We start from the raw sequence: 14,423 nt of genomic DNA, 5'->3' as shown, positions 1-14,423 counted from the left end.
GGCATCTCGCGGGGCCTTTTTGGCATTTCGAGCAAGACAAGCAAAACGTCCGGAGCGCTTCATATGCTTCCGGTTTTAACGGAAACGCTCCCCGCGAGCACCTTTCTCAAGCCGCTTTCGAAGCCAGATAATTCTTCCAGCCGGCATGCGCGGTAATGTCGATCGCGCCGTTCAGCGCCACGGTCTCGCAAAGGAATCCGGATACCTGGCGACCGCTCTCGAGCGCGACCTTACCGATCCCCAGCGGTTGCGGAATGCGCTCGATGAAATCGGCAAAGCCTGCGAGCGGCAGTGACCAGATCTCGACCTCGATGCCCGGCCCCTTGGCGTTCGGATCGCGAACGAGACCGGGCTTGGCCGGTGTCGTGCCGGTGAGCGCATAAAGCCGATAATCGCCTGTCGTGCGGGTATGGCCACGGAATACGCCGCCGCGCTCCGTCAGTTCATGATTGAGCGGCATGCCGGACAGATGTGCGCCGACAACGGCAATCTCGCGGTGACCGGCCGGAATTTCCGTTGGGGCGCCATAGGCCGGATAGGGATTGAGGTTCATGCCGAGCCCGATGCCGGCGCGATGATGGAATTCAGCCGCGATCGCCGCCGCTTTCGCTTCAGCCATGCCGGGAGCGAGGAAGGTGACACCCGAGGGCAACCCGTCGACGCGGAAACCGTTCGGCACGGCGATCCCGCAAAGCCCCATCAGATTGACGAAATTGGTATAGATACCGAGGCGCGCGTTGAGCGCGATCGGATCGGCGAGAATCTCGCTTTTGCGATAGATCGTCGGCGTCGTCGGCACCAGAAGCACTTCGATGTCGTCCCAGATTGGGCGTGTCGCGCATTTCAACTCGGCGATGCGGTGAATGGCGCGGAATGTATCAACGGATGAATATTGCCCGCTGTTTTCGAGAATCGTCTTTGTGACCGGATGGATCGCGTCGCCATGCTGGGCCAGCACCTTATCGAGGCTGAGCGCACGCTCCGAAATCCACGGGCCTTCGTAGAGAATACGCTGGGTTTCCTCGAATGCGGCGAAATCGACCTCGACCGCCACGCCACCCATGGCATCCAGCCGCTTGACGGCTTCCTGGAACAGCCGCTCCGCCTCGCTATCGCCGAAGAAGCGAAGCGCCGCGCCGGCAGGAATGCCGAAGCGGAACTTCGGCGGGGCCGGCCGCATGTCGAGCGCGACATGATCGGCCTCGGGCTTGGAAAAGGGATAGGTCGGATCGTAGCCGGTGATGACGCGCATGACCGCCATGCCATCCTCCACCGTCAGCGCGAAGACGGACACGGTCTCGATCGTCTTCACGCAGCCGCCGCCCGATACGCAGGCATTGCTGACAATGCCCGGCGTCGGCTTGATCCCGACGATATTGTTGAAGCCCGCCGGCACGCGGCCGGAGCCGGCGGCGTCATTGGCGATCGAGAAGCTGGAAAGCCCTGCCGCCACGGAAACACCAGAACCGGAACTGGAACCACCGGAAATATAATCATCGTTGAACACCGACGAACACGCACCATACGGCGTGCGCATGCCGACAAGGCCGATGCCGAACTGGTCCATGTTGGTCTTGCCGATCAGGATCGCGCCATTGTCGAAAAGGCGAGTCACGGCCTGACCGGTGCTTTCGGCTATATAGGTCCCCTCTTTCAGCGCATTCGTCGTCGGTAGGCCGATAACGTCGTTGCAATCCTTGATCGAAAAAGGAATCCCCCAGAGAGGACGGCCGTCATAGCCGGCATTCTCCAATTCCTCTGCCGCTCTCAGTGCGTCGGCGCGGGAGACAAGATAGATCCATACATGGTCGTCACCCCGCGCCTCGATCCGGTCATAGATGGCGTTGACGACCGTGGAAGGCTTGAGTTGACCGGACGCATAGGCAGCTGTCAGCGTATGGAAGTCGAGGCTGCCGGTCTCGGCCGGCCAGTGAAAATCAGACATGTCGATCCTCTTCAGGTCGGGATGGGCGCCCTCAGCGCCGAGAGCAGTTGATCCGAGCACGTCACGGTGCCAAAAAGCCCGTTGCCGAAGACGGTGATGCGCAATTGCCCGGCATGACGTGCATCCGTCGTTCCCTTGCACGCATCGGAAACGGCGATGCATTCGAAGCCCATGTCATTGGCAGCACGTTGGGTCGCGTGCAGCAGGCCCTCGGTTGGAACACCCGCCAGCACCAGATTGCGGATGCCGCGCCGCCGCAACCAGGCTTCGAGCCCAGTCGAATAGAAGGCATTGTCGCCCGGATGGTCGAAGATCAAAGCCTCCACCTGCAGGCCGAGCATGTCGGAAAGCTGCCATTCCGACGTCCCGGGCGCAAAGACGGGATCGCCCATGGCGGCGCGCCGGGCAGCAGCCGGGGAAAGCGTCTCGCTGCGGCCGCGCCGGCTCGCAATCACCGGCAGGCCGGCTTCCCGGGCGCATGCGATCAGCTTTGCCGCAACAGCAGCCTCCGGCTCCGCACCGAGTGCGGCGATCGTACCGTTCTGGAACCCCAGGATGAGAAGCGCGCTGTCGGCAGCGCTCCATTGCCCGTCGAAGGGCCAGGAATACGGGGCGGCGGCAACGCCGGGGAAGTTGTCAGCCATGAAGCGCCTCCACGGCGGCGCGGAAGCTCGCGAGATCGGACACTGTCCCCCAGCGGCCGCCGAAGGCTTTCAAGATATCCATCGTCGCTTCGTGATTGGCCGTTTCGACCGCTGCCGTGCAGTCTTCGAGAATGACGCATTCATAACCGCGCTCGAAGCCGTCTCTGAAGGTCGATTGCACACAGCAATCGGAGGTGACGCCGATGACGATGAGATGGGTGATGCCTAGAGCCGTCAGCCGCGCATCGAAATCGGTCGCGTGGAAACCCGACTTGCCCGGCTTGTCGATCACCATTTCGCCAGCGAGCGGCGCAAGCTCGGGAACGATTTCGAAGCCGGGTTCGCCGCGCACGAGGATGCGCCCGGAAGCACCTTCATCGCCGATGCCGAGCCCATGGATGCGGGTGCGCCATTGCTTGTTGGCCGGTAGATCCGACAGGTCCGGCTTATGGCCCTCTCGGGTGTGGAAGACGGCTAGGCCCGCGGCCCGCGCGATTGTCAGGGCCTCGGCAACGGCCGGGATGATGGAGCGCGTATTGTTGACATCCTCGCCCAACTGATCGACCCACCCGCCCGGCGCGCAGAAATCGACCTGCATGTCAATCACGACGAGCGCCGCCTTTGCGGCGCGTTCAGGCGGATTACAGGGCCAGAAATTCATCATGCGCGAAGCCTCCGCTCCTCAACCAGGTCGAGGATCGCCGCGAAGTCGGTGAAATCCGCGCCATAGCGCAGCACCGGCATGCCCGCCGCCCGCGCCGAGGCCGCGCCCACGACGCTATCCTCGACGGCCAGCATGTGCGAAGCATCAAGGCCAAGACGCCCGCTGGCAAGCCGATAGGGCTCGGGATCGGGCTTGCCGTGCACTACATCCTCGCGCCCGATCGCAAAGGCCATCGCGCGGTCGAGCCCCATAGCCTTAAGATTGGCCTCGACGATGCGGCGAGACGAATTGGAAACCGCGCATTGAACAAGCCCGGACTCGGCTAGCGCAAGCACCGTCTCCCGCGCGCCAGCAATCGGTTGCAATTCGGCGGTCCGCTCAATATAGGCTTCGACAATCTCGGCGATCCAAGTCTCCGGGCCAAGTCCCAGCGGATAGAGCGGTGCGAGCGTCGTCCAGACATCGCTCATCGCCACCCCGATGAAACGCGTATCATCGGCAGCAATGTTGACGCCATAGCGCTCCGAAACGGCCATTAGCGCCTTGTGGTGAACCGGTTCGCTGTCGATCAGCGTCCCGTCGACATCCCAGGCGATTGCCTTGATCATGGCTAGTCTCCACGCGCGAAGAAGGGTTTCAGCGACCGGTAGAGATCGCGGTAGTCGGCATAGATCCGGTCGCCGGCGGCGACACCTTCGGGCGAAGGCTGCAGCACCGCGCCAAAGCGCACGGAGGCCGCGACATCCCCCCATGCCGCCACGCCTGATCCGGCCGCCGTCACCCAGGCCGCACCAATCGACGAGCCGAAGGCATCCGACAAGACATGGATCGGCTGGCCGCAGATATCGGCGACGATCTGCATCCAGATACGGCTTCGGCTTCCCCCGTCGGAGGCGATCAGCCGTGTTGCCGGGCGCCCCGTTTCCGAAAGAACATCGAGATGATGGCGGAAGCCGCAGGCAATCGCCTCCAACGCCGCGCGCCATATATGGCCGCGCGTATGACCGAGACTGAGGCCGGTGAACGTACCGCGCGCCAGCGGGTCATGAATCGGCGTCTTCTCGCCGAGAAAATAAGGCAGTGCACGCACGCCGTCCGCGCCGGCAGGCACGGCCGCCGCTTCCTGGTCGAGCTGCTTTAAAACATCGTCACCTTCCGAGCCACCGATGAGGGCGGCAAGCCATCTGAGAAGCGAGCCGGAGGAGGCCATGCAGCCGTTCGGCGCATAAAGGCCGGGGACGAGATGGTAATCCAGAAAAAGTTGACGATCTGGCTCCGGCCTGCCGGCAATGGCGATGATATCGCCTGCCCCACCAAATTTGAGGAGGACATCGCCGGCCTGCGTCAGGCCAGCCGCTAGCGCGGAGGCGATATGGTCGGCGGCTCCGCCGAAGACGGGCAGGCCTTCCGGCAGGCCGGTCAGTTGCGCCGCGTCTGCCGTCACCGCGCCGATGACCTCATGCGATGCGACGAGCTCCGGCAGGGCGCCGGGGCGAAGTCCCGACAGCACCACGAGGTCGTCCGCAATCCGGTGATCGTCAAGATCGATGAATCCCGCTTCGAGCGCCCAGTTGCGCTCGACCGTCAGGCGCCCGGTCAGGTGCATGTTGATGAAATCATAGGAGCCGAGGACATGGGCGATCCGGCCATAGACATCCGGCTCATGCGCCTTGAGCCATTGCAGTTTCGGGGCGACCAATTGCTGGGTCAGGCCCTGGCCGGTGCGGCTGAGGAAGCGCGCCTCGTCCAACGCCGCTTTCATGGCTTCGACTTCCGCCCCGCAACGCGCATCGCTCTGCTGGATGCTCGCACGCAGGACGCGGCGCTGGCGATCGAGCAGCACCACAGCCGGCAACATTCCGGTGACGCAGACGCCGGCGAGTTCGCATCCCTCAGGCAAGCGCGTGATCATGTCCCGCACCACGACCTGCGTGTTCGCCCACCATTGCCCAGGGTCGGCCTCGGCAAAACCGGGATGCGGCGAGGACAAATGCGAGGGGCGCGAGGCCGAGGCCAACGGTTTTCCGGTTTCCGACATCGCTACCGCGATCGTCGAGGTCGTCCCGATATCGATGCCGATGAACACGGGCATGGCGAAAGAACCTTTCAGTCGCGGATCGCGTTTTCAGTCGCTGCGTCGAAGAAATGCAGTTCTGCCGGGTTGACCGACAGGGCGATCGTCTCGCCAACGCGAAGCGGAAGTGTTGCCGGCACGGAGGCACGCAATCGAGGGCCGGAAAGCGAAACTTCGTCTGCCTCCGCCGTCACCTCCTCCAGCTTGCCGGCCCCGCCAATCTCGAGATGGATAAGTTTCGTGGCGCCGAAATCCTCCATGAAGGCAACCGTTCCTTCCATGCGCCCGAAACTCGGATCAACAGCATCCGCGGTGCTCAACGCCTCGGCCCGAACGCCGACAATGATCTCCTTGCCGACATGACGCGCAAGCGCCGGACGCGCGGCAATGACAGGCTCTGGCACCGGCAGAGTGAACCCTCCGGCGGCAGCAGCCAGACCGCCCTCACTGCCCGCCAGCGTGGCTTTCAGGAAGTTCATCGACGGCGTGCCGATGAAACCGGCAACGAAGAGATTGGCGGGCGTGTCGTAAAGCGCGCGCGGCGTGCCGAGCTGCTGCAAAAGGCCGGCGCGCATCACGGCGACGCGGTCACCCATGGTCATCGCCTCGATCTGGTCATGCGTGACATAGACGGTGGTAATGCCGCTCAACTTCTGCAGCCGGGCGATTTCGGCCCGCATCTGGCCGCGCAGCCGTGCGTCGAGATTGCTCAAAGGTTCGTCCATCAGAAACGCCTTGGGCGCGCGCACCAGCGCCCGGCCCATCGCCACGCGCTGTCGCTGACCGCCGGAAAGCTGCCCCGGCTTGCGGCCGAGATAGGCGTCGAGTTCGAGAAGCTTGGCCGTTTCCCTGACCTTGCGATCGATTTCCGTCTTGTCGACGCCGCGCACGGAAAGGCCGAAGCCGATATTCTCGGCAACGGTCATATGCGGATAAAGCGCGTAGGATTGAAAGACCATCGCGATGTCGCGGTCACGGGGCGCAAGGCCGTTGGCGAGCGTATCGCCAACCAACAGGCGACCCGAAGTGATATCCTCGAGACCCGCAATCATTCGCAGCGCGGTCGACTTACCACAGCCGCTTGGGCCGACTAGAACCAGAAACTCACCATCCTCGATGGTGAGATCGAGGTGCTGGATTGCCGCATATCCGTCCGGATAACGCTTTTCCACTCCCTCAAAGACGATGGATGCCATGCTCTCTCCGATATGATGCGGCTTGGGCGGTCGGCTGGCCTGTCAGGTCATATAGACGCCGCCGGTGACATTGACGCCCTGACCGGTCATGAAACGGGCGGAATTCGAGCAGAGGAAAACGACGACATCGGCGACATCTTCGGGTGTTTCCAGCCGCCCGAGCGGCGTCTGGGCGATATAGTCTTCAACGACGCGCTCGGGGCTGACGCCGCGCAATTTGGCTTCCCAATCGATCTCGCGCTCCTGCATGCCGGTCTTGACGAAGCCCGGGCAGACGGCATTGACGCGGATGCCTTTCGAGGCCAGTTCGCGGGCAAGCGCCTGTGTCCAGCCGAGAACGGCGAACTTGCTGGCAGAGTAATGCGCCAGAAGCGGCGCGCCGACCTTCGCGGCAAGCGAGGCCGTGTTGACAATCACACCCTGGCCCTGCGACACGAAGCGGCGCGCAGCGATCTGGTTCGTCAGGAAGATGCCGCGCGTGTTGACGTCGAAGTTGAAGTCCCACTCCTCGTCGGTGATCTCCAGCGCATGCTGCATCGTAGAGACCCCGGCATTGGCAATCAGTATATCGTAGCCGCCCATGAGATCCGCGGCTCGTTCGAACGTCTTTTCCACGGAGGAACGCGAACGAACATCAATCTCCAGCGCATGGCCGGCAATCGATTGTGCGACTGTGTTCGCCGCCTCCAGATTGATGTCGCAAATGGTGATCTTGACACCCTGTTTTGCCAGCGCCTGCGCGATTGCACGGCCTATTCCATTGCCGCCGCCGGTAACGATCGCCTTCAAACCGTCGAGTTCCGCAAACTTCGGATGTCCCACGAGCCATATCTCCGACCAAAACAACACCGCGATCATATAACAACAAAAACTTACAAATCAATCGAAATTTATGTTTGAATTTGTTCGCTTTCTGAGCTAAGCACTGGTTATGTAATGGGAAGGCTGAGCTTCGGTAGCATGCGAACGCAAACACCCGCTCAGCTTATCTAAATGAAAGACAGACCAATGATCACAGGCCATGACGCCGAAACGCTGACCGTCGAAAAAACGAAAGTTCTCGCGCGCACGCGCCGTTCCTTCATTTTGGATGCGCTGGCCGAAACGGGCGCCGTATCCGTAACGGAAATTGCCGCACAGCTCGGCGTGTCTGAAATGACCGTGCGGCGCGACCTGACGGAACTGGAGAAGGAAGGACGGCTTGCCCGCACCCATGGCGGAGCAGTCAGCACCGACCTTACCACAATTGTCGAACCCGGCCTTTCAGCAACCACCTCGCGCCTCAACGAGCCGACCTTTCAGGCTCGCCTTGCCAAGAACGCATTGCCGAAACGGCTGATTGCGGAAGCGGCAGCGCGGGTCGCCTCAGGACTTCGCACCATCGCGCTGGATGTCGGCACGACAACATTCCTGCTTGCCCGGTTGCTCGCCGGCCAGCAGCATGTAAAGTTTTTCACCAACAGCGTGCGCAACGCCACCCAGCTTGGGGAAGGCCTGGCGGAAGTCTACTTGCCTGGGGGACGCATGAGAAACGATGAATTGTCGATCTCCAATGCAACGGCGATTTCCCAGTTCGAAGCACTTTGGTTCGACATCGCCTTTGTCGGCGTTTCCGGACTGACGTCAGACGGTATTTATGATTATTCCTTCGATGATACGGAGATGAAGCGCGTCTATCTCCGCCGCTCGACGAAGAAGGTCGTTCTCTGCGACGCATCGAAATTCGATTGCATGTCGCTCGTTCATATCGCCCCGCTGTCACAATTCGACATGCTGATCACCAATGCATCGCCGCCGCCAGAACTGGCAAAAGCGCTTGAAGCCGCCAGGGTTGAAGTGATGGTCGCCGGCGCATCCTCCTGAAGCATCCGGTTTGTGAAAACCCGCTTTCCCTAACGCCCAATTTCGGAGCTTTCGATGGTTTTTGAATTTTTTGGTGACAAGAAGAAGGTCATCATTGCCATGGCGCATATCGGCGCATTGCCCGGTTCGCCGAATTATGATCCGAAAGGCGGCGTCTCGAAACTCATCGACGACGTGATGGAAGATATTCGCGCGCTGCAGGAAGGCGGCGTCGATGCCATCATGTTTGGCAACGAGAATGACAGGCCTTACGAGTTGAAGGCACCGCCGGAGGGTATCGCTGCAATGACGGCGATCGTCCAGGCTGCGAAGGCGGAACTCAAGATTCCCTTCGGCGTCAATTATCTCTGGGATCCGACGGCAAGCGTCGCCATCGGTGCCGCCACCGGCGCAAGCTTCGTGCGCGAGATCTTCACCGGCGTCTTCGCCTCCGACATGGGTATCTGGGCCCCGGATTGCGCGACGCCGGCGCGGCTGCGCGCCACGCTCGGCCGCACCGACATGAAAATGCTGTTCAACATCAATGCCGAATTCGCCCATTCGCTCGACCAGCGCCCGATCGAACTGCGCGCAAAGAGCGCGGTCTTCTCATCGCTGGCCGACGCCATCCTTGTGTCCGGTCCGCTGACCGGGCAGCCGGTCGATCAGTCCGGCTTGCGCAAGGTCTGCGAAGCCGTGAGGGATGTTCCCGTTTTCGCCAATACAGGCGTCAACAAGGACAATGTCACCGACATCCTCTCCTGCGCCAGCGGCGTCGTCATCGGCACGCATTTCAAATATGAGGGCAATACTTGGAACAAGGTCGAGCCCGCCCGCGTCAAGCGCTTCATGGACATCGTCAGCGCTATTCGCTGACGATGAGCGTTGGTGCATGGATCAAATTCCAATGGTTTGCCGATAGGCGGGCGGGATCGCCAACGGACGCCATGATTTTCGTCCATGCCCTACAAACACCATTCCGCCCGCCGTCACCATATTGGCAAGATGAAATTCAAGTTGACCAATTGGTCGGAATAGGAGGCCGATCCACGCCGGCGCGGCAGCCTGACGCTTTGGATGACGCCAGCGGCGCTGTCATCCCGGCCGGCGCCGAAGAGAACAATGCGTGGCGGCCAGCCACGCTACTCGTGCCTGCCGATTGAGACTGCCCTGACCTTGGCCCTCGTATTCAGCTTGCGGCTGCGCCAGATGGAAGGTTCGCTGACTTCGGTGCTGCAATTGACGGGGCTAGATCTCGCCGTTCCCCATCATGCCACGCTGAGCCGGAGGGCAAGTTTGTGGCGATCGTCTGATCGGCGGCAAAGCCGCCCGGTTTCGAGAAATGAGCCCGTTCACGTCCTCATTGACAGCACCGGGGCCGAGGTCTACGGCGCTGGCCAGTGGCTGGAGGAAAAGCACGACACCAACTCCCGACGGACCTGGCGCAAACTGCACCTTGCACTGGATGCCGACAGCGGCGAGATCATCGCCCACGTCATGACCGACCAAGACACCGGCAACGGCTCGCAAGTCGAACCGCTGCTCGGCCAAATCGACACTCCGATCCGCCAAATCACGCCCGATGGTGCCTATGGTGGGAAGCCGACCTACAACGACGTCATCAAGCACGGCGCCGATGCTGTCGTCGTCATTCCGCCGCGCAACAATGCGATCAACTGCTCCGATACAGAAACCGCCAGTCAACGAGACCGGCACATCGCGGCGATCAACACGGGCGGACGGATGAAATGGCAAGCTGCGACCTGCCACGGCAAGCGTTCGCTGGTTGAGACCGCGATTGTCGGGCATCGACTGCGGCCACGATCCTTCCGCACGCAGCAGACGGAAGTCGCCATTGGCTGCACCGTGCTTAACCGGATGCTGGCATCCGAACGCCCGAAATCTGTCCGGTGCAAGCCGCCTACGACATAGCCACGGGATCATGGACTGGAATCCGGCCACTCCTTGAGCCATGCACCAACGCCATGTGTCGGAGCAAAAATATTTCCAGCGACCCATCCAAGCGGAATGACCTGTCTTTCTCTTAATGGTCGGAGGGCATAGAAATCTCCCTCGCTGCACTCGCATGTCAGCGCGCTGTTTCGAGAAGGCCCCGTAGCAATTCCATGAAAGCCTCCATTTCAGATCACATTCTTGCGTCTGCCGGCGCGCTTTTCTATCGAGAGGGTATCCGCGCTGTGGGCATCGATCGCATCATCGATGAGACCAAGGTCGCCAAGGCAACGCTCTACCGGCATTTTCCATCCAAGGATCATCTCGTCGCGGCCTATCTTAAGGATCGCCATGAGCGGGTAGTCCGCTCTTTGGACGCCGTCTTCGCCGAGGCAGCAAATCCGCGAGATCAGCTCAACCTGATCTTCGAGCGTCTGCATGAAAAAGCAGATAGCCCTGAATTTCGAGGGTGCGCATTTGCGCTTGCGGTCGCCGAGCATGGCGATTCAGAACGCGTCGTTGCCGTCGCGCGCAACCACAAAGCAACGGTGCGTCATTTGTTTGCCTCGCTCATGACGAGAGCAGGCGTAGAAGCAGTCCAGCCGGCCGCCCATCTTTGCCTTCTCTACGAGGGAGCACTCGCGACAGTCGCCGTCGGCCGCGATCCCCAGGCTGTTCTGACCGCCAGAGACTGCGCGCTTTTTGTATTTGACGTCGCGGTTTCTTCGATCAAAAAGGCTGAAAAGGCACAGCATGATAAAGGTAATTGACTATTTCTTCGGCATCGGCTCGCCCTGGTCCTTCATCGGCCTCGATGCGTTTACAGATCTTGCGCAAGCGCACGACATGTTGATCCGCCCGCACGTCATTTCCGTAATCGAAGAGAACGGCGGTATCTATTCCCGCAACAGGCCCGAGGTTCGGCGCGCCTACTGGATGAAAGACCTGAAACGCTGGGCGGCTTTGCGCGGCAAGACGCTCAATTTCGAAAATCGCGCCGCCCTTTCGGACCCGACTCCCGCGGGTTTCATGGTCATTGCGGCCATCGAGGATCGTTTGGATTGGCTAAAACTAACCCGCGCGCTACAGACGGCATTCTGGGCCGAAGCGGCGGATATCGGCCGGAGCGAGGTGCGTCAGGCGATCGCCAGTTCCGTCGGCTTCAACGGTGCGAAGCTGGAAGAACGCGCGAAGACCGAGGCCATCCAGTCGATCTGGCGATCCAACATCGAGATGGCCAAAGCCGCCGGCGTCTTCGGTCTTCCGACGTTTCGCTACGAAAATGAGCTCTACTGGGGGCAGGATAGCCTGCCCTTCCTTGAGCGCCACCTGAATGGCGAGAAGATCGCCGTCTGACGGCGCGTCTGTGAGACTTGGTACCGGCCAACCCGCATCGATGCCTGATCGTGACGGCATAGCGCGATTCCGGCTGTCACGGTCAGCACGGAAAAGGACGTTAAAGATGGGCATCCTATCCCCGAGCTATCGGTCCAATTACAGGCAAGATTCGATAACCGCTCATCGACCTCGCACGCGTTGCGTGACCAGCATGGCCGCGGCGAATCCATCCCACGCCGGCGATCCGAGGGCATCATGAACCCCGGCAAGATCCTGCCTGGGTGAGGATTGCCGATCTTTCCACCCTTGTTCACGGGAGACGCTGCGATGGACGGCTTCAAACCCCACAGCTCTCATTGGGGCGCATTCTACGGACGGTACCGGGGCGACGTCCTCGAAATCCGTCCCCATCCCGCCGACCCGCATCCATCGCCCCTGCTCGGCAACCTGTCCGCAATCGCTCATAGCCCCGCCCGCATCCGGCGCCCGGCCGTCAGGCGCGGCTGGCTTGAAGGCCGGCCTGATAATGCCGGAAAACGTGGGAGCGACGGATATGTCGAGGTCAGCTGGCCCGAAGCGCTCGATCTTGTCGCCAACGAGCTTCGCCGTGTTCACGCCGAAGCCGGACCGCAGGCCATTTTCGGCGGCTCGTACGGCTGGTCCAGCGCAGGGCGGTTTCATCATGCGCAAAGCCAGATCCACCGCTTCCTCAACGTGCTCGGCGGATATGTCAGATCGGTCAATACCTACAGTTCGGGCGCGGCGATGGTCATCATTCCGCATGTGCTCGGTCCTTACGATACCTTCGACCGAAAGAGCGTTACCTGGGAAGCGATAGAGCGCAGCAGCGAGCTGATCGTCGCCTTCGGCGGCATGGCGGTGAAGAATACCGATGTCCACGGCGGCGGCATCAGCCGGCACGTCGTACGCCCGACGCTGAGCAGCGCCCGTGCGCGCGGCGCGCGTTTCGTCCTCATCAGCCCGCTCAAGGATGACATTGCAGGTGATCTCGAGGCCGAATGGCTGCCGGTCATCCCGGGAACGGATGTCGCGCTCATGCTGGCGATCGCCTTCGTGCTCATCAGCGAGGGACGGCACGATCGGGAATTTCTCGACCGCTATACGACAGGCTATCCACGCCTTGAGGCCTATCTGCTGGGACGCGAGGATGGCATCGAGAAGAGCCCGCAATGGGCAGCCGGCATCTGCGGTATCGCCGCCGAGACGATCGTGGATTTGGCGCGCAGCATGGCGAATGCCCGAACGCTGATCACCGTCAGCCATTCGCTGCAGCGCGCCGATTACGGCGAGCAGCCGGTCTGGATGGGGATCGTACTGGCGGCCATGCTCGGCCAGATCGGCCTGGATGGCGGCGGCTTTTCCTATTCGCTTGGTGCGCTCGGCAATATCGGCAAAAGCCAGCTTGCCGTGCCCCTGCCGACGCTCAAGCAGTTTCACAATCCAGTGCCGGATTTCATTCCCGTCGCACGGATCGCCGACATGCTTCTGAACCCGGGCGAACCGTTCCATTACAATGGTCAGGCCCTGCATTATCCTGACATCCGCCTCGTCTATTGGGCCGGCGGCAATCCGTTCCACCACCATCAGGATCTCAACAGGCTTCGCCAGGCGTTCAAGAAGCCGGAGACGATTATCGTGCACGAGACGGCCTGGACGTCGTCTGCACGCCACGCCGATATCGTCCTGCCCGCAACCACGACGCTCGAGCGCGACGATATCGGTGCGGCCGACCGCGATCCGATGATGATCGCGATGAAGAAGCTGATTGAACCGGTCGGCGAAGCACGCTCCGACTACGAGATATTCGCTGATATTGCAGAGCGCCTCGGCAAGCGCGCTGAATTCACCGAAAATCGGTCAAGCCGTGAGTGGCTCGCTTTCCTCTTCGAGACCACGCGAACAGCCCTCGTCGCCGCCGGTCATCCGGCGCCGGACTTCGAAACGTTCTGGGAAAAGGGAGAGCTGCTGCTACCGGTAAGACCCGACGACGGCGGGCCTGCGCGCGCATTCCGGGCCGATCCGAACGCCCATCCGTTGCCGACGCCATCGGGCAAGATCGAAATTTTCTCCGAAACAATCGAGAGCTTTGGTTATGACGATTGCCGCGGCCATCCACGTTGGTATGGACCGGACCCGAAGACGGAAGCGGCGGAAGGTCCCTATCCTCTTTATCTCGTCTGCAACCAGCCCCACTCGCGCCTTCACAGCCAGCTGGACTATGGTGACTTCAGCCGTTCCACCAAGATCGGCGGCCGGGAACCGCTGCGCATCCACCCTGCCGATGCCGCAGAGCGTGGCATTTCGGACCGCGATATCGTCAGGCTGTTCAACGCCCGCGGCAGTTGCCTCGCCGCCGCTGTCATCAGTAGGGATGTAAGACCGGGTGTCATGCAGCTTGCCACCGGCGCATGGTTCGAGCCCGATAACGCTGAAGCTGCGATGGCCATGTGCGTTCACGGAAATCCGAACATCCTCACCCGTGACGCCGGCACATCGCAGCTTTCCCAAGGCTCGACGGGCCAGCTGACGAAGGTCGATGTCGAGCGCTTTACCGGTGAACCGCCGCCCGTACGCATTCTCGATGGAATGACGTTTATCGTCGGATAGACCGTCGTCACGCAATCCCGCTCGCCCGGCACTCGACCGGCGGAAATCCTGATCCTCGTGCTTCAGATCGCGCTGACAAAATAATCTACAAATTTGATGGAAAAAGAACAACCAGTCTTTCTCGAAACCGATCCGCTCA

13 protein-coding genes are annotated in these 14,423 nt (G+C 61.3%); 6 read left to right on the top strand and 7 right to left on the bottom strand.

Annotated elements, in window-relative coordinates:
* Positions 1-106 precede the first annotated feature (106 nt).
* Genes atzF through FBZ97_RS26395 form a run of 7 tightly spaced genes read right to left on the bottom strand, consistent with a single transcriptional unit; the run spans position 107 to position 7,345 of the window.
* A complete protein-coding gene (gene atzF, locus FBZ97_RS26425) occupies positions 107-1,945 on the bottom strand; it encodes an allophanate hydrolase (RefSeq protein WP_113390726.1) in 1,839 nt (612 codons plus the stop codon).
* An 11-nt stretch (positions 1,946-1,956) separates the two neighbouring features.
* The gene (locus tag FBZ97_RS26420) at positions 1,957-2,589 is read right to left on the bottom strand and encodes a cysteine hydrolase (RefSeq protein ID WP_113390727.1); all 633 of its coding nucleotides are present in this window, start codon (positions 2,587-2,589) and stop codon (positions 1,957-1,959) included.
* A complete protein-coding gene (locus FBZ97_RS26415; RefSeq protein WP_113352274.1) occupies positions 2,582-3,253 on the bottom strand; it encodes an isochorismatase family cysteine hydrolase in 672 nt (223 codons plus the stop codon). Before FBZ97_RS26415 ends, FBZ97_RS26420 begins: the two co-directional genes overlap by 8 nt.
* A complete protein-coding gene (locus FBZ97_RS26410) occupies positions 3,250-3,861 on the bottom strand; it encodes an HAD family phosphatase (protein WP_113352275.1) in 612 nt (203 codons plus the stop codon). The genes FBZ97_RS26415 and FBZ97_RS26410 overlap by 4 nt, the downstream gene beginning before the upstream one ends.
* 2 nt (positions 3,862-3,863) lie before the next feature.
* Positions 3,864-5,345: an FGGY-family carbohydrate kinase gene (locus tag FBZ97_RS26405; protein WP_113390728.1), complete on the bottom strand. Its 1,482-nt coding sequence runs from the start codon at positions 5,343-5,345 to the stop codon at positions 3,864-3,866.
* A gap of 14 nt (positions 5,346-5,359) precedes the next feature.
* Positions 5,360-6,523, bottom strand: coding sequence for an ABC transporter ATP-binding protein (locus tag FBZ97_RS26400; protein WP_145322864.1), 1,164 nt, complete (start codon positions 6,521-6,523; stop codon positions 5,360-5,362).
* A gap of 42 nt (positions 6,524-6,565) precedes the next feature.
* Positions 6,566-7,345: an SDR family NAD(P)-dependent oxidoreductase gene (locus FBZ97_RS26395; RefSeq protein ID WP_162748812.1), complete on the bottom strand. Its 780-nt coding sequence runs from the start codon at positions 7,343-7,345 to the stop codon at positions 6,566-6,568.
* Positions 7,346-7,531: 186 nt separating this feature from the next.
* Here FBZ97_RS26395 and FBZ97_RS26390 point away from each other — a divergent pair, with 186 nt between their 5' ends.
* The 6 genes from FBZ97_RS26390 to FBZ97_RS26365 all read left to right on the top strand — a co-directional run bounded on the left by FBZ97_RS26390 (position 7,532) and on the right by FBZ97_RS26365 (position 14,284).
* Positions 7,532-8,386: a DeoR/GlpR family DNA-binding transcription regulator gene (locus FBZ97_RS26390; RefSeq protein ID WP_113352279.1), complete on the top strand. Its 855-nt coding sequence runs from the start codon at positions 7,532-7,534 to the stop codon at positions 8,384-8,386.
* A 54-nt stretch (positions 8,387-8,440) separates the two neighbouring features.
* Positions 8,441-9,241 (top strand): BtpA/SgcQ family protein, encoded by an 801-nt coding sequence (locus FBZ97_RS26385; RefSeq protein WP_145322862.1) that lies wholly within the window; start codon positions 8,441-8,443, stop codon positions 9,239-9,241.
* Positions 9,242-9,430: 189 nt separating this feature from the next.
* Entirely contained in the window at positions 9,431-10,297 is an 867-nt protein-coding gene (locus FBZ97_RS26380) for an IS5 family transposase (RefSeq protein ID WP_246661867.1), read from the top strand.
* Between the two features lie 194 nt (positions 10,298-10,491).
* Positions 10,492-11,088 (top strand): TetR/AcrR family transcriptional regulator, encoded by a 597-nt coding sequence (locus FBZ97_RS26375; RefSeq protein ID WP_113396172.1) that lies wholly within the window; start codon positions 10,492-10,494, stop codon positions 11,086-11,088.
* On the top strand, positions 11,072-11,674 hold the full coding sequence (locus FBZ97_RS26370) for a DsbA family protein (protein ID WP_113396173.1): 603 nt from the start codon (positions 11,072-11,074) through the stop codon (positions 11,672-11,674). The genes FBZ97_RS26375 and FBZ97_RS26370 overlap by 17 nt, the downstream gene beginning before the upstream one ends.
* A gap of 309 nt (positions 11,675-11,983) precedes the next feature.
* Complete coding sequence (locus tag FBZ97_RS26365) at positions 11,984-14,284, top strand: molybdopterin guanine dinucleotide-containing S/N-oxide reductase (protein ID WP_113396174.1); 2,301 nt, start codon at positions 11,984-11,986, stop codon at positions 14,282-14,284.
* Positions 14,285-14,423 lie beyond the last annotated feature (139 nt).

Source organism: Rhizobium sp. ERR 942 (genome assembly GCF_007828395.1).
GTDB lineage: Bacteria > Pseudomonadota > Alphaproteobacteria > Rhizobiales > Rhizobiaceae > Rhizobium > Rhizobium dioscoreae.
The sequence above is the reverse complement of the archived record's forward strand: the minus strand, read 5'-3'. Positions and strand labels throughout refer to the sequence as shown.